The organism is Mucilaginibacter endophyticus, from assembly GCF_003351025.1.
Classification (GTDB): Bacteria; Bacteroidota; Bacteroidia; order Sphingobacteriales; family Sphingobacteriaceae; genus Mucilaginibacter; species Mucilaginibacter endophyticus.
The window spans coordinates 177449-201917 of the sequence record NZ_QPCG01000007.1; the positions used below are offsets into that span (position 1 = coordinate 177449).

Consider the following 24469-nt stretch of genomic DNA (forward strand, 5'->3'; position numbering starts at 1 on the left):
ATTATGAAAACGATAAAATATTTAATGTTAGGCTTGATCCTTGGTTCATTAGGATGCAAAAAGGCCGATGACTTTTTAACCAAACCACCGCTTGACCAATTTACCGATGATACCTATTGGACAAGCGAGGGCAATGTGCGTACGTTTGCTTTTGGCTTTTATCCAACCTATTTTGTTGGTTATGCCTCAGGTTTTGACCTTAGCTGGGGAGGATATTTCTCTGGCGAAAGCTTGAACGACGATTTCGCGCCAACAACGCCTACTACTTTTACCAAAAATGTACCTGCTACGGGTGGCGGATGGTCATTCTCAAATATCCGTAGGGCTAATTTGTTTATTAACCGTATCCAAACCGTTAAAATGCCCGATGAGGCCATTAAACACTGGACTGGTGTGGCCCGTTTTTTCCGCGCGCTGGAATATGCAAATAAAGTGAAGGCTTTTGGCGATTACCCGTGGTATGGTAAAGTATTGCTGGAGACAGACACAAAAGAACTTTATCGTCCGCGCGATCCGCGTACAACGGTAATGGACAGCGTACTGGCCGATTTTAATTACGCGGCAGCCAATGTGCGTACTATCGATGCGGGAACTGGTCCGCAGGGATTAATAGTGAACAGGTATGTGGTGCTGGCCTTTATGTCGCGTGTGTTTTTGTTTGAAGGCGCATGGGAAAAATACCAGGCCAATAATCAGGCAAAAGCGACTGAGTATTTTACAGCGGCAAAATGGGCTGCCAACGAGGTGATCACTAAAGGAGGCTATTCTGTTGGCCCGGATTACCGTAAATTGTTTAACTCACTTGATTTGACCGGTAACCCGGAGATTATCCTGTACAGGAAATATCAAACCGGTTTACTAACGCATAGTCTGGAAAGCTACGTAAATAAAGAGCCGCAAACAGGCGCTTCAAAAAACGCTTTAGATGCTTACCTGTGTAAAGATGGCTTACCTATTGGTGTATCGCCACTTTATAAAGGCGATAAAACTGTGAGTGATTTGATGACCGATAGGGATCCAAGGATCAGCGCTACGTTTGTGCCAACTGTGAGATTAAACGGGGTAGTATCTAACTATTCATCATCGGGCTATGCTGTATTGAAGTTTTTTAATGAAGATATTAAAGATCTTACCGATGGTAACAGCAATTTAAATGATACCCAGGCCCCGGTGATCCGTTATGGCGAAGTGCTAATAAACTATGCTGAAGCCTGTGCCGAATTGGGTACATTAACCCAGGCCGATCTGGATCTCTCTATCAATAAATTACGTAAACGCGCCGGTATTGGCATGCCTGCTTTACAGGTAATTGGCGATCAGCCTGCCGTGAATGGCGCTGTTTATGATGATCCAAAACGTGATCCAGCTGTACCGTCGTTGCTGTGGGAAGTACGCCGTGAACGCCGTATCGAACTAATGATGGAAGGGTTCAGGAATGATGACCTTAAGAAATGGAAAAAGTATGCCTATCTTGATACTCAGGGCAATCCTGATATTAACTTAGGTGCCTGGATAAAAAGGGCCGACTATCCTAAAACCTTATCTGTGGCTATCCAAAATAACGCCGACGAGGGCTATGTAGTTCCGGCTACCAAGGCCGAAACACAAAGGATTTTTAATGACCCGAAGGTTTATTTAAGTCCACTGCCATTAGATCAGATCAAGCTTTATAACGATCAGGGTGTTGATTTGAAACAAAACCCGGGTTGGCAATAAACATAATCTAAACTCAAGCCCTTCCTGCTTAACAGGGAGGGTTTTGTATAATTACTGAACCTATGAAATATCAAAAAATAGCTATCCTTTTACTGGCATTGTTGTTTGCAGCGGGCATTAGCCGGGCACAATCCTTCAAGTTTGCCCTGGTATCTGATACGCATGTTAATATTGGCAACCCAACCGCGGCCGAAGACCTGCGTAGGACCGTGAAGGATATCAATAACAATAATGATTTGAAATTCGTAGTCATTACCGGCGATATAACTGAATTTGGCGCCGATGATGAACTCAAACTGGCTAAACAAATTCTGGATAGCCTGAACAAAAAATGGTATATCATTCCCGGTAATCACGATGCCAACTGGTCGGAGAGCGGGAGTAATACTTTCCGTCGTGTTTTTGGTTCCGAAACTTTCGCGTTTAATTACGGTGGTTACCTTTTTGCAGGCACCAGCTCGGGCCCAAACATGCGCATGGGGCCAGGCCAGGTGCCAAGGGAAAATATTGTATGGCTCGACTCGATTTTAAACCATACCACCCGACAAACGCCGCTCATTTACCTGAACCATTATCCGCAGGATTCTGCACAGAATAATTGGTACACGGTAATCAACAAGCTCAAAACCAAAAATATCCAGATGGTATTGTGCGGGCACGGGCACAACAATCATACTTATACTTTTGATGGTATTCCCGGCGTAATGGGGCGATCAAATCTGAGGGCTAAGGACAGTGTTGGCGGTTATAATATTGTAACCATTGCTGACGGAAAGGCCACTTTTGAAGAACGTAAGCCCGGTATAGAAACCAAACCGCAATGGGCTTCGGTTGATCTGTTTGATCATCATTTTGAAAAAGATACCGCGCATTACTATCGCCCTTCATATGAAGTTAATAAGGGTACTAAAGTTAAAGTTTTGTGGACCTACCAGGATCAGAGTGACGTAGGGGCAGGGATGGCTATCGCCAACAATAACATCATCCTTACGGATACCAAAGGCCTGATATACGCCCTGAACAGAGCCACCGGAAAACGTGTTTGGGCATACGCTACCGGCGGCAAAATATACTCAACTCCATGTGTGTCCAATAATTACGTGGTGGCAGGTTCATCCGATAAATATATTTATTGCCTCAATGCAACTACCGGTAAATTGGTTTGGAAAAACGCTGCCGAAAAAGCTGTTATCGCGTCGCCGGTAATTAAAAATAATGTGGTCTACATCGGCGCTTCCGACGGTCATTTCCGGGCATTTAATTTAGTTACCGGTAAGTTGGTATGGGATTTTGACCAGGTAAAGGGTTTTGTTGTAACCAAGCCACTCATTTATCAGGATAAAATATACTTTGGCTGCTGGGCAAATGATTTTTATGCGCTTGATCTTGCAACCGGCAAACTGGTTTGGAAATGGAGCAATGGCTCATCAAACCGCATGTTTTCGCCGGCTGCGTGCTATCCGGTAGCTGCTAATAACCGGGTGTTTATTGTAGCGCCCGATCAGTACATGACTTCCTTAGATGCCGCCACCGGCAAAGTTTTGTGGCGCGAAAAAATGCGTGGCAAAAGGGTAAGGGAATCAATGGGGATTTCGGCAGATAGCGCTTTAGTTTACGTGAAAATTATGGATGGCCAGTTGCTTGGGATATCCACAAAAGCCGATAGCATGCAAATTGCCTGGACTGCCAGTTTACAATTGCCCTATGAGCTTTGCCCGTCGGCTATTGTAGAAGATGCAGGCGTGATTTACGTGCCAACACATTCGGGTATCGCTTATGCGGTAGATCGTAACAGCGGCGATGTATTGTGGAAATACAAAGTATCCAATTGTTTGGTGAACCCGATATTGCCGTATAAAAATACCGTATATGTAAGCACAACAGATGGGAAGGTTGACGCTTTGCAAGGTGCAAAATAGCCTGCTCTCATTTTATGAGTCTGTTAATCCTTAATATCCTCACCCGGTTATATTGTTGCAGTAAAACAGGGTAGAAGTTATAAAAGATGTTGCTTATGGTGATGAGCAAAAATTGAAAGTAGTTGCCCTTTATCAGGGTTATGACACTGGTAAGCAGAAAGAAAATAAAACATATAAGGTGATAGCGCTCATACATCATCACGGTTTTAAGATAACTTGCAGGCGTGGCGCTTTGACGAATAACACGGTATCGCGGATCGCTTGTTCGTGCCAGGCGGTTCGCAAAATCGCCATGCTGAACAAACTTGCGGATAAACCTGATACCGAAGCGCTCGTAAAATTTAGTGTTGCTGCTTAACTGTAAATGATTAGCTACTTTTTGAGGTAGAAAGACCGGGGTAATACTGATTATTAAAGCCAGGTAAAACCAGGTATATAAACCTGCAGAAACCCAATAATTCACCACCGCTGCAAAGCCGAGGATTGTCCAGAAGAAATTGATGAGTTGGTTCATGGGATCGCAAGCGTGTATCTAACTAATATCGGAGTTTGAAGCTTTAATGTAAAATTAAAGGTGCACCTGATGAATTGAGGCAAACGTTATTACGGAAATAAAAGAAATGCAAGAGTTTGCCTTTCTTGAAAGTGACGATAAGTATATACCCTTTGACCTTAATTCCCCGTATGGGATACCTGTTTGTAGAATACGAAAATAATAACCCTTTGTCTCGTAGAGGCTGCCCTGTCAAACTAAGCCTTTCCATCAGGGTAGCACCTACGGCGCAAAAGATAATAAAAATGTTTTGCTACAAATAGGTAGCACCTAACGGTGCATTTCTTTGGACAAAAATACTACCCTTTTGGCTTTAATTCCCCGTAGGGGATACCTGTTTGTAGAAAAAGAAAATTAGAATCCTTTGCCTCGTAGAGGCTACCCTCTCAAACTAGGCTTTTTCGTAAGGGTAGCACCTGCTGCGCAAAAAAGCATTTTAAATGCTTGCTATAAATAGATAGCACCTAACGGTTCATTTCTTTGGATAAACGGTGTATTCCTTTGGATGAAATGTAATTTTAAAAATCGAGTTTAATGATAACAACAAAGCCGCTTCTCTTCATGGAACGGCTTTGTTATTGTTTTATGCTATCGAATGAAAAAGCTATCGACCGCTTTCCGGACGATCTTTCCCGATTTTCTTTTTAGTCAGGTTTTGCATCATCGCTTCAGCTACTTCTGTAAAAACTATCAGCTTTTCTTCACTGATGCCGGTGTTTGCAAGCTCATTGATCTCCATAACTTTTTGTTCGATGTAAGGAATAATCTTTAACGCGTTTGGCGATAGCGAAATAAGATGTTGCCGCCTGTCGGCCGGATTGGTTTTCACCAAAACTATCTTGCTTTCCTCCATCGAAAAAATGATGTGGGCAACCCGCGATTTATCAATATGCAATAACTCAGCTAATTGATTTTGGGTGATCGGTTTTTGTTGTTTGGCCAACATGAGTAATACCTCAAAATGATGATTTGCATCGATTGATGACAGTTCACGGGAGAGGTTTCTGGTATACAGGTGATTGATCAGCCTTAAATTTTGCGATAGCAGTTCTGTGTTCTTCATGATTTGCTATTGATTGTTTTCTTTAATCGATGCCTTGTATTCATTATGTGCGGCATGAGCTTCAGCGATATCATATTCCAGCTCGGGGTCGATATTCTGCGCTTCTACCTTCCTGGCTTTTTCCATCAATTCTTCATGGTGGGCCTGTAAATACTCAAGCTGTTTTTTCCCGTAGGATAATCGCGTGAACAGTACAAAAAGCACCGGAACGATGAATATCGAAATAGTGGACGACGCTATCATCCCCCCCAAAACGGTTACGCCGATGGTATTGCGCGATTCGGCACCGGCACCTGTTGCCAGAACTAACGGCAGTACGCCAAGAATAAATGCCAGCGAGGTCATGATAATGGGCCGCAACCTGAGCCTTACAGCTTCGAGCGTTGATTTGATAAGCTCTTCGCCACGGTCAACCCTGATCTTGGCAAATTCCACTATGAGGATGGCATTTTTGGCTGATAGACCTATTAGCGTAATTAAGCCTATCTGCGCGTATACATTATTGGTGATAGTCGGCACAATGGTAAGTGCCAGAATAGCCCCAAAGGCACTGATAGGTACGGCCAGCATCACCGAAAAAGGTACCGACCAGCTTTCGTACAACGCTGCCAAAAACAGGAATACGAATATGATGGAGAAAAGGAAGATATAAACTGTGGTTGATCCGGCTTTCAGTTCCTCATAACTCAATCCCGAAAACTCATAGGTATAACCGCGTGGCAACGTTTTGGCGGCCAACTCTTTTAAAGCTTCAATAGCCTGTCCGCTGCTATAGCCCGGCGGAATAGAACCATCAACCTCGGCCGAGCGGAAGATATTAAAGTGGCTGATCAGCGGAGCAGCTACAATGGGCTTATAGCTAATCACGGCACTCAACGGAAGCATTTGACCCGCAGAATTTCGCACATAATATTTATTCATGTTGGATATCAGCGCACGGTAAGCGGTATCTGCCTGCACAACTACGTGATAGGTACGGTTATACAAGGTGAAGTTGTTGACAAACAGACTACCCATGTAAGCCTGCATGGTCGAGAAAACATCCGAGATATTGATGCCCAGCTTTTCGCATTTCTCCCTATCCACATTTAACTGATAACTTGGCGTATGTGCCGAGAAATAGCTGTAGGCACCTGCCGTTGCCGGGGTAGCTTTCGCCGCGGCCACAAACTTTTTAACCACTTTTTCAAAGGTGTAAATATCATCGGTGGAGTTACCCTGCTCAATCTGCATACTAAAACCGGCCGCCTGGCCAATACCCCTGATGGGTGGCGGCTGCGCAACAACTACGTTCGCGTTTTTGATCCCGGCTTTGGCTATCTTCTTTTTAATGACATCCATCAGTCCAGGTACACGGGTATCCGGCGTAGTACGGTCATCCCAGGGGGTGAGCATACAAAACATGGAACCATTGTTGGAGTTTGCGCCGCCATTAAGGATGTTGAAACCTGAAATAGCGGTGTAATGCATAATACCCGGTGTTGAAGCCACAATTTTCATGAGCTTGTTCATTACATTAACCGATTGGATGGTTGATGAAGCCTCCGGCAATTGGTAGGTAACATAAAGTCGTCCGCCATCCTCTGCAGGTACAAATCCTGATGGTTTTACTTTGAACAACAGGTAAGTGCCCGCACAAATACAAACCAGTAATACAACTATATACCTTGCTCCCTTAATGCTGCGATGTACACCGTTGGTGTATTTGAAAGTTAACTTTTCAAACGTCTGGTTAAAGCTCCTGAAAAACCTGTCGAGCCAGTTTGATTTATCGGTTACAGGCTTGGTGGGTTTTAATAATAGCGTACAAAGTGCAGGAGTTAAGGATAGGGCAATAAATGCGGAAAGCATTACTGATATGGCAATAGTAATAGCAAACTGCTGATATAAACGCCCAACAATACCGGGAATAAAGCCAACTGGTACAAACACCGATGCCAGAATCAACGCGATGGCGACTACCGGTGCCGAAATCTCCTTCATGGCATGATAGGTAGCTTCCTTAGGCGACATATGCTTTTCATCAATGTAATGCTGCACGGCTTCCACCACAATAATGGCATCGTCTACCACAATACCGATAGCCAGTACAAAACCAAACATGGTTAGCGTGTTTATGGTAAAGCCTAAAGGAATGAAGAAGATGAAGGTTGCTAAAATAGATACCGGGATGGCCAAAATGGGGATAATTGTCGACCGCCAGTTTTGGAGGAAAAGGAACACTACGATAGCCACTAAAATAAGTGCTTTGATGAGCGTACCTACCACTTCATCCATCGATACCTTGATAATGGTAACCGATTCAAATGGCACTACAAAATCAACATCTTTGGGGAATGATTTTTTTAATTTGGCTAAAGCGGCATAAACGTTCTCGGCAGTTTGCAGGGCATTACTTCCCGGTGATTGATAGATCTGGATGGTAGAAGCCCGGTTACCATCGACAAAGGCATTGCTGGAAAAAGTAAACTTGCCCAGCTCAACCCTTGCCACATCTTTGAGGTGTACCAACTGACTGGTGCCCGGAATGCTTTTTACTACTATGTTTTCATAGTCTTTCACCTTATTAAGCATGCCGTTAACCAAAATTCCGGTTTCAAAGGTTTGCGAAGCATCCTGCGGAGGTGCACCCACCGAGCCGGCCGCGACGTATACGTTTTGTGCATTCAGGGCGGCGGTTATTTCGGCAGGGGTTAAACCGTAGGATGCCATTTTATCCGGGTTCATCCAGATCCTCATACTGAAGTTATCGGTACGCGCGCTTACATCACCAACACCAGGAACACGCAGTATGGCATCCTGTATAAAGGTGCTCGTGTAGTTGTCCAGGAAGGTAATATTATGGCTATGTTTCGGCGAGTAAATAGCCACCAACATTAACTGATCGGGGTTACTGGCGCGTACCGTTAACCCCAATTTACTTACTACCGATGGCAATAGGGGGGCGGCAATGCCCACTCGGTTTTGAACGTTAAGCGCCGCAATATGTACGTTAGTGCCTATTTTGAAAGTCACCCTGATGCCCATGCTGCCACTATTGGTGCTGGTGCTGGTCATGTATTCCATGCCAGGTGTACCGTTTACCTGTTCCTCGATAGGGGTGGCAATATTTTGCTCCACCGTTTGGGCATCGGCACCGGTGTACGACCCGTTAACCGATACGCTTGGCGGCGATATGTTGGGGTACTGGTCAACCGCGAGGTTAAACAGGCATATCACCCCGGCAATCATCAGCACCAGCGATATCACTATGGCGGTTACGGGCCTTTTTATAAATGTATTTGAAATCATCCTTAATTAGCTTTATGTAATGCACGGGATTTTTCAATCTCATATTCCAACTCGGGGTCGATACTCTGAGCCTCTACTTTTTTAGCTTTTTCTTTCAGGTCTTCTTTATGGGCCTGCAGGTATTCCAGTTTTTCTTTGCCATAAGAGAAGCGGGTAATGAGCACAAACAATACAGGTACTATAAAAATTGCCAGTGTTGAAGCCGCAATCATACCGCCTAAAACCGTATAACCAATTGTGCGGCGGGCTACAGCACCCGCGCCGGTTGCCAGTACAAGTGGCAATACGCCCAATACAAACGCCAGAGAAGTCATGATGATAGGCCGTAAACGCAGGCTCACCGCCTCCAGTGTTGATTTGATGAGCTCTTCGCCCATGTCAACCCTAACCTTGGCAAACTCCACAATCAGGATGGCGTTTTTTGCCGCAAGCCCTATGAGTGTTATCAAACCTATTTGCGCGTATACGTTATTGGTTAAACTGGGTACCAGTACCAAAGCAAGGATGGCCCCCATGGCGCCAATAGGCACAGCTAAGAGTACTGAAAAGGGTACCGACCAACTTTCGTACAGCGCTGCCAGGAACAGGAACACAAAGGTGATAGAAAACAGGAAGATGTAAATGGTAGTTGAACCCGCCTTGATCTCTTCGTAACTCAATCCCGAAAATTCATAATCATAACCTTCAGGTAAAACGCGTTTAGCCAGTTCCTGCATGGCCTGGATAGCCTCGCCGCTACTATGACCTTCTGCCGCCGATCCATCAACCTCCGCGGTACGGAAGATATTGAAGTGGGAGATAAGCGGCGGCGCGTCAACCGGTTTATAGCTCATGAGCGTACCTAATGGTACCATTTCGCCACCCTGGTTACGCACGTAATACTTATCCATATTGGCCACCACTTTGCGGAACGCCGTATCGGCCTGTACCACTACGTGGAAAGTGCGGTTATAGGTAGTGAAATCGTTGATGTAGAGGCTACCCATATATGCCTGGATGGTGGTGAATACATCGGCTACGTTAACACCTAACTTTTCGCATTTTTCCCTGTCTACCGTTAAGCTATAGTTAGGTGTGTGCGAAGTATAGAAAGTGAAAGCCTTGGATATAACCGGATTTTTGTTAGCCTCGGTCACAAAATTGTCGACCACTTTTTGAAAGGCCTGCAAATTATCGGTAGTGCTACGTTGTTCTATCTGCAGACTGAAACCCACCGTTGTACCAATGCCCGGCAGTGGCGATGGTTGGATCACCTCCACATTTGCATCCTTTATCCCGGCCTCAGAAATTCTTCTTTGCAGTTCGCCAATAATGCCAGGCACCTGTTCGGTTTCTTTACCGCGTTCATCCCATGGGGCAAGCTGGCAATAAATGGTACCATTGTTAGAGTTGCTGGCATTGGTTACCACGTTCAATCCGGATAGTGCCGCGTAATGCGCCACGCCCGGTGTTGAACCAATAACTTTCATCAATTTGGACATTACCTCGACCGATCGTGCTGTAGATGAGGCAGGGGGCAACTGATAAGTCACGTACAAATTGCCATCGTCTTCAGAAGGGATAAAGCCTGATGGCTTGGCCTGGAATAAAAAGTAAGTACCTACGCAGATACAGATCAATATGATGATAACAAAACGCGAGGCTTTGATACTTTTTCGTACGCCCTCGGTATAGCTGGCGGTTACCCGCTCAAACCAGCTGTTGAATTTGAAGAAAAATTTGTTGATGCCTTTTGCTTCCCCATCAATATGGGTTGGTTTAAGCAGTAGGGTACACAAAGCCGGGGTTAATGATAGGGCGATAAAGGCCGATATCATTACCGATATAGCAATGGTGATGGCAAACTGCTGGTATAATCGGCCTACAATACCAGGGATAAAGCCTACCGGTACAAACACTGCCGCCAATATCAACGCAATGGCAATTACCGGAGCGGAAATATCTTTCATGGCCTGATAGGTAGCTTCCTTTGCCGACATACCATCATGATCGATATAGTGCTGTACCGCTTCAACCACAATAATGGCATCATCAACCACAATACCAATAGCCAGTACAAACCCAAACATGGTTAGCGTATTGATGGTAAAGCCCAGCGGTATAAAAAAGCAAAACGTACCGAAAATGGAAACGGGGATGGCCAGAACGGGGATCAATGTCGATCTCCAGTTTTGAAGGAACAGGAATACTACCACGGCCACCAATCCTAATGTTTTCAGTAAGGTGCCTACCACATCTTCCATCGAAACTTTTACCACTGTAACCGATTCAAACGGTACCCGGTACTCAACATCCGAGGGGAAGTTGGTTTTTAACTTAGCAAGGGCTGCGTATACTCCGTTAGCTGTTTCAAGCGCATTACTACCAGGGGCCTGGTAAATTTGAAGGTAGGAAGCTTTGTGCCCGTCTACAAACGAATTGCTGGAGAAGGTAAATTTACCCAATTCAACCCGCGCCACATCTTTAAGGTAAACCAGCTGGCCGGTTGCGGGTATGGTTTTTACAATGATCTTTTCAAATTCGGATACTTTGCTTAACCTGCCGTTTACCAGGATGCCCAGCTCATAGGTTTGACTGGAAGCCTGCGGCGGTACACCTGCGGTTCCAGCAGCTACCTGCACGTTTTGGGCGTTAAGGGCTGTAATAACGTCCTGAGGGGTTAGGCTGTAGGCCGCCATTTTATCCGGGTTCATCCAGATCCGCATACTGAAATCATCAGTAAAGCGGTTGATGCTACCCACACCCGGGACACGCAGAAGCGCGTCCTGGATAAATATGTTAGTATAGTTATCTAAAAATGTAATGTTATGTGTGCCTTTTGGGGCATAAATAGCCACCATCATGAGCATACTTGGGTTTACCGCGCGTACAGTAAGGCCAAGTCTGCTTACCACAGCAGGTAGCAACGGGGTAGCAATACTAACCCTGTTTTGAACATCAAGAGCGGCAACGTCAATGTCGGTACCCATTTTAAAGGTTACGTTCATGCTCATTTGCCCATTGTTGGTATTGTTGCTCTGCATGTATTCCATGCCGGGCGTTCCGTTCACCTGCTCTTCAATGGGCGTGGCTACAGTTTGTTCAACCGTTTGCGCGTCGGCGCCGGTAAATTGCCCGTTAACCTGTACAACAGGTGGCGTAATATCGGGGTACTGGTCTATCGGTAGCATGAGGATGCTTACGGTACCGGTAATGATCAGCACTATGGATATCACTATGGCTGTTACAGGCCTTTTTATAAATGTATTAGCGATCATAGGATGTCTTCATCTAAAAATTATCTGTGTTTTAGTGTTTGTACACTAACGCGAGCCTTTGCCTCCGGCAGATGGCCCAACTTTATTGGCAGTGGTTATTTTTGAACCGTCATGCAGTAGCTGCACCCCGTCCACAATTACCCGGTCGCCATTGTTGATACCACTTTTGATGATCATGTTAGCTCCAATGGTTTCGCCAACCTGTACCTTTTTCTGTAGTGCAACCAGTTTCTTTATTTTGTTTTTGACCGAATCGGCACCTGCTTTAGGATTGTTCATGAGGCTATCTTGTGCTGTGTACACAAAGTATTCGCCCATTTGCTCAACAACCGCTTTGCCCGGTACTACAATCTGCGGACCCGCCTCCTGGTTATGTACACGCACAACGCAGCTCATACCAACCCTTAACATCCCTTTCGGGTTCGGGAATACCAACCTTACGGTGATTGCACCGGTTTGCGAATTAACAGCACGGTCAATTACCGAGATCTTTCCGTTTATGGGATAAAGCGAGTTATCTGCCAATAAAATAGTAAATAGCGAATCGGTTGGCTCATGTTTGGCTTGCTGCAATCTTTCAAATTTGGGCAGCTGCTTTTCGTTGACCACAAAATCTACGGCCATCGGGTCATTGGTTGATATGGTGTTCAGCACAGTAGTTCCCGGAGTTACTACATTACCCAATTTAACCTGGCTCAAACCGATGGTGCCATCGAATGGAGCGTATACTTCGGCGTAATTCAAATTGGTTCTGGCTGTTTTCACTGCCTGGTTTGCCGATTGAACCTGGCTTTTAGCATTTTCAAGCGTGATTACCGCATGGTCATACAATTGCTTGGCTACCGCATTGTATTTATTCAGGTACTCGTAACGGTCGGCATCTTGCTGGGCCTGTAATAGGGTGCCCTCAGTAACTTTACGGTTGGCAACGGCTGCATCATAACTGTCCTGGTAAATTCGTTTGTCAATCTCGTACAGCTTTTGTCCTTTTTTAACCTGCGAGCCCTCTGTGAAAAATATACCGGTTACAGCACCCTGCACCTGGGGTAATAAAGTTACCTGGCTTAAGGCCGCTGTTGTTGAGGGGTATTGGTCATAATATAATACCGGTTTGGCCTTTACCTTGTACAGGTTTACCGGCACCTCGGTATTTTGTGGTGGTTGTTTCTTTTTGCAGGCTGCAAAAACTACAATACTTATAAAAATGGCATTTAAAAATACGCGCTTCATGGTTTGGTTTTTTGGCATTAATAAGTGATATCTCCCATTGCTTTTTCCAGGTCAATTTTGCTCGATAGCAGCTGGAAAAGTGAGTTAGTGTAATTGATTTCGGCAGTGATCAGGTTTGATTCGGCTGTGATCACGTTGAGGTAGGCTACTACGCCCTGTTTATATTGCAGGTTAACCACAAAGTATACACGTCGTGCCATGGCCACATTTTTTCGCTGAACGTTGAAGCCAAACAGGTTGCTTTTATAACCGGCCAGTCTAGAGGTATATTCTTTATACAACTGTGATTTAAGGTCAACCTCATCCCAATGCACTATCTGTTCCTGCAATTGCGATTTGTGAACATTGTGCAGTCGCGCAAAACCGGTAAATATGGGTATGCTCAATGACACGCCCACTATTGAACTTGGGTACGACCTTGAGAAAAGGTTGGAAAAATTATTGTTGGCATATTGCAGGCTGTAGTTAAAAAAGCCTGAAATAGTAGGCAGATAAGCGTACTTGTAATAACTGGTAAGTTGCGATTGCAGATCTTTCCGGGTTTGGATCTGCTTATATTCTATCCGCTTTTCGTATTCCAGTTGCCGGGTAGTGTCAATCTGGATATCGGCCATCATTTGAACGGTATCAATGCTTACGTTGAAATTCTTCTCGGGTTCGTAACCCATAAGTTGCTTCAACGCAGCATACTGCGGAATGATATTTTCATTAGCCTGTTTTAACTGGGCAACTGAGTTGTTAAGCGTAATGGTAGCCTGCAGGTAATCAGTTTCATCAACAATGCCACCTTTATATTGATGGTAGGCATCACGTAAATTTTTGCCAAGCCTCGCGGTATCTTCTTTCAGCACGTTAATTTGTTGCAGTGTGAGCAACACATTGTAAAAAGATTTACTTACAGCAGATACTAAAAATATTTTGGTGCTATCGGTAACTTGCTGTGCCTGTTTTACCAATAGGGGAGCGCTTTTTGCGGCGTATAATAACCCCGGACTTAAAATAGCCTGCGACACCGCCAGCTCCGGAATGAAAGTATTAGAGTAACTGCTGCGTACAGTACCGGTACCACTGCCGGTTGTTGTGCTCCCCGTGCTTGTACCCACACCGGTAGAGATATTGGAATTTGATTGCTGGATATAATGGATCAGATTGCCGTTGGCGTTTACCTGTGGCAACCAGGCAGCCAGGTTAATGGAGTTGGTTGTACGGGTAATATCCGTATTAATTAATGCCTTGTTTAAGGCAGGCTGATGTACCAGCGCATAATCAATGCATTGCTTCAGGGTTAGGTATTCGCCGCCGTTTTTACCATTGTCGGTAGCGTTAGGGATAACAGGAAAGCCTACCGTTGCGGTATCCGGAACGTTTTCAGGGGCAGGAGTTTGCTTCTTCTTTATGTTTTGCGCCGAGGCGGCTAATGATAAAGAAAGTAAGCCTGCAAATAAAAACGGCTTTAAGCCATAAATATTTATTGGTATGCGCGTCATGGCAAAACAGGTTGTTAGGACGAATGGCTTTTAAACCACTCTGATTAAGTTTTAAGATGAAGATGGAATTTGAATGATGCGGAATTTGATTGCCTTGCAAATGACAATGAAATCAGCATAACAGCTATTGTACCGTGATGCCTGTTAGCACCTGGTCAGCAAATTCAAAAAGATGTAAGAAAAACTCAGATCCTGAGCGTACGCAGGTTGAGATAAGAAGATGGGGTATGAGAATACACCGAAGCTAAAACGCTATCCGGTCTTCTGTTTATAGTAAACATCAAACTGCCGGTGAGCAGGAAAGCGAAAAACAGTACAAGCAACTTCGATGGAGCTTTAAGGTCTTTACGTCCTTCATCAACAGAATGGAAACTTCTTTGAAACTGAACCCTTGGCAAATTAGCGTTGGTGTTTTTATGCAGAAAATCGATGGTCGACGCTGAGTGAACACCGCTCGCGTAATTTTGCCGCGGGAGGTAAGCAAGGTGAACCCAACCCACAAACTGGTATATCACTAAAAGTGACAGTACTACATATTGCTTTATGGTTTGATTATACCTTTTCACAGCGTTGTTTAACTAAGGCAAAAATAGTTCATCATGCTAAAATGTTTTGTAATGATTTGGATACATGCTTTTTGAACCAAAGAATCGATTGTTTTTATGGTGTTTGGCAGCAAATAATCACAGTTAAATGACAAATACTACCGTTGTAGTTACCTACAATCTGAATAATTCACTGTTTAAGGTCCAAATCTCTATATCGTATGCAAATTATTCATCCGGATATGTATCTTAGCGTTTGGTAAAACGTTTTATTAAATGAAAAAAATATACTTATCTTCATTTTTAGGGTTGGCGTTATCTGTCGGGCTTTCTTTTTCGGCAGAAGCACAACTTAATCATCATGCTCCCGACCAACCTTATTATCACGCGGCTGCTCCTAAAATCAATGATCTGATTGATACACGCCTCGATGTAAAATTCGATTATCAAAAATCTTACTTAAACGGAAAGGAGTGGGTTACCCTGAAGCCACATTTTTATCCTACCGATTCCGTAAGGCTTGACGCTAAAGGGATGGATATCAAAACCATTGGTATTGTTGAAAATGGCAAAGTTGTTCCGCTTCGTTATCGTTATGAGGATAGTCTTTCCTTAGCTATTCAACTAAACAGGACCTACACCGAAAAAGAACATTATACCTTGTTTATTGATTACACCGCCAAGCCAAATGAATTGCATGATAAACCCGGTTTTAAACTGGATGGAAAAGGTTTGTATTTTGTAAACCCATTAGGTAAAGAGCCTGGAAAACCAACCCAGATCTGGACACAAGGTGAGGCTGAAAGTTCATCATGCTGGTTCCCGACCATTGATAAGCCCGATCAAAAAACAACCGAGCAGGTGAGCATGACGGTACCTGCAAAATATACCACGCTATCAAACGGTTTGCTAATCAGTCAAAAAAACAATGCTGATGGCACACGTACCGATACCTGGAAACAATCTTTACCGCATTGCCCGTATTTGTTTATGATGGCGATAGGCGATTTTAAGATCTATAAGGATAAATGGCGTAATAAAGAGGTTTCTTATTACCTGGAACCTGATTATGCGCCTTATGCTAAACAACTGTTTGGCCAAACTCCTGAAATGATTGAATTCTATTCAAAAGCTTTGGGCGTTGATTTTCCATGGGAAAAATATAGCCAGGTTGTTGTTCGCGATTATCCGCTGGGAGCCATGGAAAACAGCTCGGCTACTTTACATGGTGAGTATGTTCAGAAATCACCATGGGACCTGATCGATGATCCTAACGGTTCGGGCGGAACAACAATTGCACACGAGCTTTTCCACCAATGGTTTGGCGATCTGGTTACCTGCGAAAGCTGGAGCAATGAAACGCTTAACGAATCGTTCGCTGTGTTTGGCGAAAAATACTGGAACGAAAAGAAATATGGTAAAGATGATGGCGATGCTAAACGATATGATGAACTGCAGGCCTATCTGAATAACGCAACCGCATACAAGCAGCCGTTAACGCCATTTATATATACCGATAACGAAGGTATTAACGGGGCTAATATTTATGATAAAGGCGGTTTGGTGCTCATTATGCTGCGTAACTACCTCGGAGATGATGCCTTTTTTAAAGGCTTGGGACTTTACCTGAAAACCCGTGGCTTTAAAAATGGTGAAGTGCATGATCTTCGCCAGGCAATGGAAGAAATATCCGGGAAAGACCTGAACTGGTTCTTTAATCAATGGTATTATGGCGCCGGTCACCCGGTATTGGATATCACTTACCAATGGAACGAGGCCGATCATCAGCAAAAAGTATTCATCAGCCAAAAACAGGAAGGACAGATATTTCATGTTCCTGTAGCTGTTGATTTATACGCAGGCGGAAAAGTAACCAGGCAACAGGTTTGGCTCGCGCAAAAAAACGACACGTTAATATTTAAAAGCGCTGTAAAACCTGATTTAATTAACGTTGATGGTGATAAAGTGCTCCTTACTAAAAAGACCGATCATAAAAGCCTGACTGAGTTTGATTATCAATATCACCACGCGCCGCTTTATCTGGATAGGTTAGAGGCATTGAGCGCGGCTATTGGCAGTCAAACATCCACAGAAGGTAAGGATATTATTATCGCCGCTTTAAAAGATAAATATTATGGCATCCGGATAAAAGCTATCCGTGCGCTGAAGATGGACAGTACCGAGGTGGCAAACACAGCCTTGCCAATCCTTGCTGATTTAGCACAGCATGATATTAATTACCCTGTAAGGGCGGCTGCAATTGGCGTTTTGGAAAAGACCAAATCAAAAGATTATCTTGATATCTATAAAAAGTCGCTTTCAAGTCCATCTTATACGGTTAAAGGTGCTGCGCTTGCAGCTCTAAATAGCGTATCATCAGATGATGCTTTCCAAACCGCCAAAAGCCTGGAAGCTGATGGGAAAGGGAAATTAGGGCAGGCTATTGTTAACGTTTATGCCGCCAATGGTTCTGATAAAGAATGGGCTTACGTGATCAATGCTTTTGAAAAAGGATCGGTACAGCTAAAGTTTGATCTTGCACGTGGTCCGCTGCCGCAAATGATTGGTAAGCTGGATGATAAGCAATCGGTTTTGCAGGGCATCAATGCCATTAAGGGCATTGCTATAAGTTTCAAAAAGTATGGTATTGCACCAAAGCTTGTTGCGTCATTGCAACAAATTGAAGAAGCAAGGAAAAAACTTAACGATACTGCATCTGCAAGTGCCGCCGAGAATGCTATCAGCGAAATCAATCAGGCAAAAGGATAATGCCCAAATTGATTTGATATTAAAAGAGGGATTTCCAAAAGGGAATCCCTTTTTTAATGCGCATGCTGCATTTTTAAGATCAACGGATTCGGGTAATTGTCGCTTTGGTCTTCAGCTACATTGTCCAGGCATTTAAAATCTTTTTCAATAAGCAGGTACATTGAGCTGGTGTTATTTTCGTAACCAACCCGGTCGGTGCTTGTCCATTCAAGTGCCATGGTAACCGGCATGTACATGGTTATGGTATCATCGTCAAAATCTGCAGTTAAGGCGTTATTTGAAGAACGTTGCAGCGCATATTTAAATGTTCTGGCGCCAAATTGGGTAACTTCTTCCAGGTAGCCATTGGTGTCAAATCTTTCAACATCGGTTTTGGTGAGGCGGTAACGCAACGAGTTTCCTTTTATTCTGATCTTCATAATTGTTTAATTTTTTACGTTTACTACATCTCCTATAATAATAATGGCAGGGTAGGTGAGTTGATTATCTGCCGCGATAGCCTCAAGATCGCTTACTTTGCCTTTTGCTGATTTTTGTTGTGGCAATGAGGCATGTTGTATAATAGCCGCCGGTGTATCGCCTTTGCCTGCCTTTACATAGGCCGATGCTATTTCGGCCAGTTTTTTCATCCCCATATATATAACAACTGTGGCGTTGCTGTGCATGGCACAGGTAAGATCGGCAGATAGGTTGCCATCTTTTTTGGTGCCTGTAACCATCCAAACGCTTTCGCTTACCTGCCGGTGCGTGAGCGGAATGTCTTGTAATCCCGAAGCCTGCATGCTGGTTACGCCTGGTATATAATGTGTAGTAATGCCATGCTGCCGCGCATAAATGATCTCTTCAAACCCGCGACCGAATATAAAAGGGTCGCCTCCTTTTAATCTTACTACATTGCCCTTAGTAAAAGCATAGTGCTTTATTAGTTCATGAATGGTTTCTTGTGGTGTATAGTCGCCATAAGGTTGTTTGCCAACGTATACTTTTTCGCAATCGTCGCGGCTTATCGCGAGTAATTCCTTGTTAGCCAGGTTATCATATAAAATCACATTTGCTTGTTGTAAAACCTTAAAACCCTTCACTGTCATTAATTCTGGGTCGCCTGGACCTGCTCCGAGCACAAAAAGTTCAGGATTTTGTATTTTATTTTTCATTTTATTAAATTTTGTATCAAAAAATAGCTTTTAGAGTCTTTTTATTTTGCTGATTTTGATAAAAGTGCAAAATCTTTTTAAAAATTATGCTCTAAAAATGATTTAAATTATAATTATAGCAGCAATTTATGTAATTAAATGTCAATATTTATGATTTATGTGATAAAAAAGTAAAATTAAATTTCCATTTAATGTTTTTTTAGGTTATAATTGTGATATAAATGATGTCAAGGTCGCAGCTGGGTCATTTTTAGTTTGAAAATTGCTTTAACATTTAAAAAATTTCAATATGTCAAAACCAACGGTCGTAGTAGTTGGTAACGGCATGGTAGGTTACAAGTTTTGTGAGAAACTTTTGGCCCGATCAGCGCAGTTCCAAATAATTGTTTTTGGTGAAGAGCCTCGTCACGCTTATGACAGGGTGCATCTCAGCGAGTATTTTAACGGTAAAACAGCGGACGATCTGTCGCTTTCCACTTTGTCCTGGTATTCAGATAATGGTATCGCGCTGCATTTGGATGATCCTATCCAGGAAATTAATCGTTCCGAAAAAACTATTCATTCTTTAAAGGGTATTACGCTTAAATATGATTATCTGATTTTGGCAACCGGTTCATCGGCCTTTGTGCCTGATATTCCGGGTATCGAAAAGGAGGGAGTGTTTGTTTATCGTACCATTGAGGATCTGGAGCTTATAAAGGCTCATGCAGTAAACGCAAAATCAGGTGCGGTAATGGGTGGCGGCTTGCTGGGCTTGGAAGCCGCTAAGGCTTTAATAGATCTTGGTATCGCCGAAACGCACGTTATTGAGTTTGCGCCGCGATTGATGCCGAGGCAGATTGACTCTGCAGGGAGTAATATGCTGCAAATGAAATTGAGCCAGCTGGGTTTGCATATTCATTTAAATAAAAGCACTGCCGCTATTGCCGGTGAAAAAAAAATCCAGTCGTTGAAATTTAATGACGACAGTCAGTTGGCGGTGGATATGCTGGTGATTTCGGCGGGTATCCGTCCGCGCGACGAGTTGGCCAAATTGGCGGGGCTCCATGTCGGTACCCGTGGTGGTATTGTGGTGAACGAAAAAATGCAAACCAGCGATGAGTGTATCTATGCTATAGGTGAATGCGCTTTATATGAAGGGATGATCTATGGTTTGGTTGCGCCTGGCTATGAGATGGCTGATATCGTAGCGGCTCATTTAACTGAGGGCGAGAAAAGTTTTTATGGTTATGATATGAGCACCAAGCTGAAATTGATTGGTGTTGATGTGGCCAGTTTTGGCGATGCCTTTATAACCGAGCCCGACTGTCGTACTATTTTGTTTGAGGATACCCATAAGGGAATTTATAAACGTATTAATATCACTAACGATGGCAAGAATCTGTTAGGTGGTATCTTAATTGGCGATGCGGATGCTTATAATATGCTGCTGCAAACGGTTAATAATAAAATTGTATTGCCTCCTGATCCCGAAGATCTGATATTGGGCTCAAGAGGTGGTGAAGCTAATGCGGGAGCGGGCGTTATGAGTTTGCCGGACGATGCGCTGATTTGCTCGTGCGAGGCTGTTACTAAAGGCGCTATTTGCTCGGCTGTAAGTGATGGTGGTGTAACTGGTATTGATGGTATGAAAAAATGCACCAAGGCTGGTACCGGTTGCGGTGGTTGTGTGCCATTGGTGAAGGATCTGATTGCCGGTACCATGAAGGCTAACGGGCAATATGTTAAAAATGTTGTCTGCGAGCATTTTGATTACTCGCGCCAGGAGCTTTTTGATCTGGTGAAAATAAATGGGCTTAAAAACTACGATCTGGTGCTTGATCATTATGGCAAAGGTGATGGTTGTGAGGTTTGTAAGCCTGTTGTGGCCAGTATATTATCCAGCTTGTGGAATGATGTTATTGTAAAACAAGAAGTAATACAGGATAGTAATGATCGCTTTTTGGCTAATATCCAAAAAGGGGGCACTTATTCGGTTGTTCCGCGGATACCCGGCGGGGAAATTACGCCTGACAAACTGATTGTTATAGGTCAGGTTGCCAAAAAATATGGTTTGTATACTAAAATAACCGGTGGGCAGCGCATAGATCTGTTTGGCGCGCACCTGAGTGACCTGCCTTTAATTTGGGAAGAATTAATTGACGCCGGTTTTGAAAGCGGTCATGCTTATGGTAAGGCACTCCGTACTGTGAAGAGTTGCGTGGGCAGTACCTGGTGCAGGTTTGGCTTGCATGATAGCGTGACTTTTGCTATCGAGGTAGAGGATAGGTATAAAGGCATCCGGGCGCCGCATAAAATTAAAGGTGGTGTAAGTGGTTGTGTGCGCGAATGTGCCGAGGCGCAGTCAAAGGATTTTGGAATTATTGCAACTGAAAAAGGTTGGAATTTATACGTATGCGGTAATGGCGGATCTAAACCGCAGCATGCTCAGTTGTTGGCTACTGATATTGACAAAGAAACCGTAGTTAAATATCTCGATAGGTTTTTGATGTTTTACATTAAAACTGCCGATCAGTTAACCCGTACCGCAACCTGGCTTAATAAGCTTGATGGAGGTATGAGTTATCTTAAAAATGTAATAGTAAACGATAGTCTGGGTTTGGGTGAGCAGTTGGAGGAGGAAATGCAGGCCCTGGTAAATACTTATCACTGCGAGTGGAAGGAGGCTATTAATAATCCGGCTATGCGCAAACGTTTTGCTCATTTTATTAATGCTCCAGACGAAAAAGATCCTCATGCGCAATTTGAACCGATGCGTGAGCAGGTTCGTGCTAAGGAGTGGTAGTTTTTTAGTCTGAAATTAGATTGGTCATTATTTAAAAGAAAACACAATGGAAACTGCAATAGCAACACAATGGATCATGGCTTGTTATGTTGATGATGTGCCCGAAAATGGTGGCTCATGTATCAAGCATGGCGATGAGCAGATAGCGATATTTAATTTTGCACGCCGCAATGAGTGGTATGCTACTCAAAATCTTTGTCCGCATAAGCAGCAAATGGCTATCTCGCGCGGAATGATTGGTAGCGCAGGTGAAAACTGCGAGCCTAAGGTGGCGTGTCCTTTTCATAAAAAGACATTTTCACTGCTTACCGGCGAATGTTTAGGTGAAGAAGAGTTGGTTTTGAAGACCTATCCGGTAAAAATAGCCGACGGAAAGGTTTTTGTAGGGATCGATTAAGAATTATAGGAAGTAATTCGTATCGGGCGCTGTTGTCAAGTAGGGCAATAGCGCTTTTTTATGCGCGATATTTCGGAATTTAATTATTGCTTTTCCGATTTTGCTTGGTTTTGTTAATTCGATATAGAAGAAGTTGTGTGTTTTGAGGTGAAATGGGCGGGTTTTGAATGGTTTATTGTGTAATTGTTACACTTTGATTGATTTTTATGATGGTGTGTGCTTTGTTTTTGTTGTTTTTTAAATGTGTTAGCTTAGTTGTTGTTTGGTTTTGTGAGTTTGTTTGATTTTTTATTCTGTTTTAGAGGTTTTTTGGGTTTTGTTTTTATTGTTTATATGATTTAAGTTAGTTTTTTATTTGTTTTTGCTATTTAATGCTTGTTAAAAAATTGTTAAAAATGTATTTCTGTAGTTTTTATGTGTTTCAAAATTGAGTTTTTGTCAAAAAAATCAATTTATACTAACTTTTATCATAAAAATTAACTTTAAAAATTGATTATTTGTGCTTAATCATTAAATAAGTTATATTTATCATAATTAATTCAGTCAAAAAACAGAAAAAAGATAGTGCCTATGATGAAAATCAAAAAAACATAAAAAAGCCCTGCCGGGAGGTCGCATTCCCAGACAGGGTTAAACAGTTTTTAATCGCTTTAACAAATAAAAAACCATTTCAAATGTACAAAAATGTATGTAATCAATACACTATTGGGAAAATTCTATTAATTATATCATGTTTTGTTTCTTATAATGCCTCCGCGCAGCTGTCTTTAACCGGCCAGATCAAAACAAGAGGCGAATTACGTGATGGTTATGGAACTTTAGAACCGATAGGTAACAAAAACGCGGCCTTTGTATCACAACGAACGCGGCTCACCTTTAATTACAAAAGCAGCAAGCTTATTTTTCAAACCTCGGTACAGGATGTAAGGCTTTGGGGCCAGGATGCCTCAACAATTACTATTAATGATGGCAACAGGCTAAGTCTTCACGAGGCCTGGGCCGAATTGATCCTCTCTAACAAAAAGGACACTTCTTTTAAGAAATCACCTGTCGATTATTTTGCTATTAAAGCAGGTCGGCAGGAAATCAGCTATGACGATGAACGCCTGCTCGGCGCTACCGACTGGATCCAACAGGGGCGCAGGCATGATGCTATCGTATTAAAACTTCTTCAATCGGGCTGGCAGCTTGATCTGGGCGCTGCTTTTAATCAAAGCTCAGATGCTATCAATTATAACGGAACTTATTATACACCGGCAAATGTACCGGCTACCGTTAAAGATAGCAAAGGTAATTTAGCTAATACACCGGCCGGACTTATTCCACTGGTAAATGCAGCAGGTATTAGCGCTAAAAACGGTAACCTGTCATTTCTAAATCCACCCGGCACCAACGGGCAAAATCAAAACTATAAAGCACTTGAATATCTCTACTTTGCAAAAAAATTAAACAAGACTAAAATAAGCGGTCTTTTCCTGGCCGATCAGTTTGCCAAATACAAGCTCGATTCGGTTAAAAATGTATCCGGCGAGGACGTTGGTTACATCTACGGTCGCCGGTTTAATCAGCCTGGTGTTAATACCCGCTACACAACCGGTTTACTTGTTAACCCTGTTTTCGGCAGTAAGGATGAATGGGCGGCAACGGGTGGATTTTATTATCAGGGAGGTCATGACCGCGATGGTGCGGAGTTGAGCGCCTATACATTTACGACATCTTTATGCTATAAAGGCGTTAACCTCGCTTATACAGCCGGCTGGGATTATCTATCGGGTAATGATTCTTTTTCATCTTCAAAAACTGATCACCGGTTTGACCCGCTGTATGGTACCCCGCACAAGTTCTGGGGATATATGGATTATTTTTATGCCGTTAGCGGATCGCCTACAGGAGGTTTAAGTAATCCTTATCTTAAAATAAAATATCTTTCAGATAATAAGCGCTTTAGCACAGAACTGGCCAACCATTACTTCCTGTTGGCAAAGGATCAGAAAGCAACAGACGGGCAGCCTATTGATAAATATCTTGGTACCGAATTTGACCTTACCAACAGCTACAAGCTTAACAAATTTACCGTTGTTGATTTGGGTTTATCCTACATGGCGGCAACCCATAGTATGGAATATGCCAAAGGCTTAACGCCTGATGCTAACAAGCTGCACCCGTTTTGGGCATACCTGCAGCTTAACATTAAACCCGAGTTTTTGAATAAGTAATATAAACGCAGAAAGCTTAAGGCTCAAAGCCTAAAGCCCAAAAAGCTAAATAGATCAGAGTATAAACAAAAGCTTTCAGCCTGCGGG

General features: G+C 43.3%; 15 protein-coding genes. 6 read left to right on the top strand and 9 right to left on the bottom strand.

Going from position 1 to position 24469, the window contains the following annotated elements; genetic code table 11:
* Positions 1 to 3: 3 nt before the first annotated feature.
* Together DUL71_RS25355 and DUL71_RS25360 are read left to right on the top strand one after the other, a co-directional pair.
* Entirely contained in the window at positions 4 to 1716 is a 1713-nt protein-coding gene (locus tag DUL71_RS25355; RefSeq protein ID WP_114940665.1) for a RagB/SusD family nutrient uptake outer membrane protein, read from the top strand.
* Positions 1717 to 1778: 62 nt separating this feature from the next.
* On the top strand, positions 1779 to 3635 hold the full coding sequence (locus tag DUL71_RS25360; protein WP_114940666.1) for an outer membrane protein assembly factor BamB family protein: 1857 nt from the start codon (positions 1779 to 1781) through the stop codon (positions 3633 to 3635).
* A gap of 7 nt (positions 3636 to 3642) precedes the next feature.
* On the opposite strand, the gene DUL71_RS25365 is transcribed toward DUL71_RS25360, so the two are convergent.
* From DUL71_RS25365 to DUL71_RS25395, 7 genes are all read right to left on the bottom strand, one after another.
* Positions 3643 to 4149, bottom strand: a complete 507-nt coding sequence (locus DUL71_RS25365) for a glycosyl-4,4'-diaponeurosporenoate acyltransferase CrtO family protein (protein ID WP_114940667.1) — start codon at positions 4147 to 4149, stop codon at positions 3643 to 3645.
* Positions 4150 to 4792: 643 nt separating this feature from the next.
* Entirely contained in the window at positions 4793 to 5251 is a 459-nt protein-coding gene (locus DUL71_RS25370) for a MarR family winged helix-turn-helix transcriptional regulator (RefSeq protein WP_114940668.1), read from the bottom strand.
* 6 nt (positions 5252 to 5257) lie between these two features.
* Positions 5258 to 8542 (bottom strand): efflux RND transporter permease subunit, encoded by a 3285-nt coding sequence (locus tag DUL71_RS25375; protein ID WP_114940669.1) that lies wholly within the window; start codon positions 8540 to 8542, stop codon positions 5258 to 5260.
* A 2-nt stretch (positions 8543 to 8544) separates the two neighbouring features.
* Entirely contained in the window at positions 8545 to 11799 is a 3255-nt protein-coding gene (locus tag DUL71_RS25380; protein WP_114940670.1) for an efflux RND transporter permease subunit, read from the bottom strand.
* A gap of 45 nt (positions 11800 to 11844) precedes the next feature.
* A complete protein-coding gene (locus DUL71_RS25385) occupies positions 11845 to 13029 on the bottom strand; it encodes an efflux RND transporter periplasmic adaptor subunit (protein WP_161964506.1) in 1185 nt (394 codons plus the stop codon).
* A 17-nt stretch (positions 13030 to 13046) separates the two neighbouring features.
* Positions 13047 to 14516: a TolC family protein gene (locus DUL71_RS25390; RefSeq protein WP_114940672.1), complete on the bottom strand. Its 1470-nt coding sequence runs from the start codon at positions 14514 to 14516 to the stop codon at positions 13047 to 13049.
* A gap of 185 nt (positions 14517 to 14701) precedes the next feature.
* Complete coding sequence (locus DUL71_RS25395; protein ID WP_114940673.1) at positions 14702 to 15082, bottom strand: hypothetical protein; 381 nt, start codon at positions 15080 to 15082, stop codon at positions 14702 to 14704.
* A gap of 255 nt (positions 15083 to 15337) precedes the next feature.
* On the opposite strand from DUL71_RS25395, the gene DUL71_RS25400 reads away from it, so the two are divergent.
* The gene (locus tag DUL71_RS25400; RefSeq protein WP_114940674.1) at positions 15338 to 17830 is read left to right on the top strand and encodes a M1 family metallopeptidase; all 2493 of its coding nucleotides are present in this window, start codon (positions 15338 to 15340) and stop codon (positions 17828 to 17830) included.
* 53 nt (positions 17831 to 17883) lie between these two features.
* On the opposite strand, the gene DUL71_RS25405 is transcribed toward DUL71_RS25400, so the two are convergent.
* Entirely contained in the window at positions 17884 to 18249 is a 366-nt protein-coding gene (locus DUL71_RS25405; RefSeq protein ID WP_114940675.1) for a DUF7009 family protein, read from the bottom strand.
* Between the two features lie 6 nt (positions 18250 to 18255).
* Positions 18256 to 18984, bottom strand: a complete 729-nt coding sequence (gene cobA, locus DUL71_RS25410) for a uroporphyrinogen-III C-methyltransferase (RefSeq protein WP_114940676.1) — start codon at positions 18982 to 18984, stop codon at positions 18256 to 18258.
* 289 nt (positions 18985 to 19273) lie between these two features.
* On the opposite strand from cobA, the gene nirB reads away from it, so the two are divergent.
* The 3 genes from nirB (at position 19274) to DUL71_RS25425 (ending at position 24382) form a co-directional block, all read left to right on the top strand.
* On the top strand, positions 19274 to 21769 hold the full coding sequence (gene nirB / locus DUL71_RS25415) for a nitrite reductase large subunit NirB (protein ID WP_114940677.1): 2496 nt from the start codon (positions 19274 to 19276) through the stop codon (positions 21767 to 21769).
* Positions 21770 to 21815: 46 nt separating this feature from the next.
* Positions 21816 to 22166, top strand: coding sequence for a nitrite reductase small subunit NirD (gene nirD / locus DUL71_RS25420; RefSeq protein WP_114940678.1), 351 nt, complete (start codon positions 21816 to 21818; stop codon positions 22164 to 22166).
* Between the two features lie 674 nt (positions 22167 to 22840).
* Positions 22841 to 24382: an alginate export family protein gene (locus DUL71_RS25425; protein WP_114940679.1), complete on the top strand. Its 1542-nt coding sequence runs from the start codon at positions 22841 to 22843 to the stop codon at positions 24380 to 24382.
* Positions 24383 to 24469 lie beyond the last annotated feature (87 nt).

Excerpts from the sequence above, each read along its gene's own strand:
- DUL71_RS25405 (WP_114940675.1), bottom strand. The coding sequence starts at position 18,249 with ATGAAGATCAGAATAAAAGGAAACTCGTTGCGTTACCGCCTCACCAAA.
- DUL71_RS25375 (WP_114940669.1), bottom strand. The coding sequence starts at position 8,542 with ATGATTTCAAATACATTTATAAAAAGGCCCGTAACCGCCATAGTGATA.
- DUL71_RS25380 (WP_114940670.1), bottom strand. The coding sequence starts at position 11,799 with ATGATCGCTAATACATTTATAAAAAGGCCTGTAACAGCCATAGTGATA.
- DUL71_RS25365 (WP_114940667.1), bottom strand. The coding sequence starts at position 4,149 with ATGAACCAACTCATCAATTTCTTCTGGACAATCCTCGGCTTTGCAGCG.
- DUL71_RS25360 (WP_114940666.1), top strand. The coding sequence starts at position 1,779 with ATGAAATATCAAAAAATAGCTATCCTTTTACTGGCATTGTTGTTTGCA.
- DUL71_RS25385 (WP_161964506.1), bottom strand. The coding sequence starts at position 13,029 with ATGAAGCGCGTATTTTTAAATGCCATTTTTATAAGTATTGTAGTTTTT.
- nirB (WP_114940677.1), top strand. The coding sequence starts at position 19,274 with ATGTCAAAACCAACGGTCGTAGTAGTTGGTAACGGCATGGTAGGTTAC.
- DUL71_RS25425 (WP_114940679.1), top strand. The coding sequence starts at position 22,841 with ATGTACAAAAATGTATGTAATCAATACACTATTGGGAAAATTCTATTA.
- DUL71_RS25355 (WP_114940665.1), top strand. The coding sequence starts at position 4 with ATGAAAACGATAAAATATTTAATGTTAGGCTTGATCCTTGGTTCATTA.
- DUL71_RS25400 (WP_114940674.1), top strand. The coding sequence starts at position 15,338 with ATGAAAAAAATATACTTATCTTCATTTTTAGGGTTGGCGTTATCTGTC.
- DUL71_RS25390 (WP_114940672.1), bottom strand. The coding sequence starts at position 14,516 with ATGACGCGCATACCAATAAATATTTATGGCTTAAAGCCGTTTTTATTT.
- DUL71_RS25370 (WP_114940668.1), bottom strand. The coding sequence starts at position 5,251 with ATGAAGAACACAGAACTGCTATCGCAAAATTTAAGGCTGATCAATCAC.
- cobA (WP_114940676.1), bottom strand. The coding sequence starts at position 18,984 with ATGAAAAATAAAATACAAAATCCTGAACTTTTTGTGCTCGGAGCAGGT.
- nirD (WP_114940678.1), top strand. The coding sequence starts at position 21,816 with ATGGAAACTGCAATAGCAACACAATGGATCATGGCTTGTTATGTTGAT.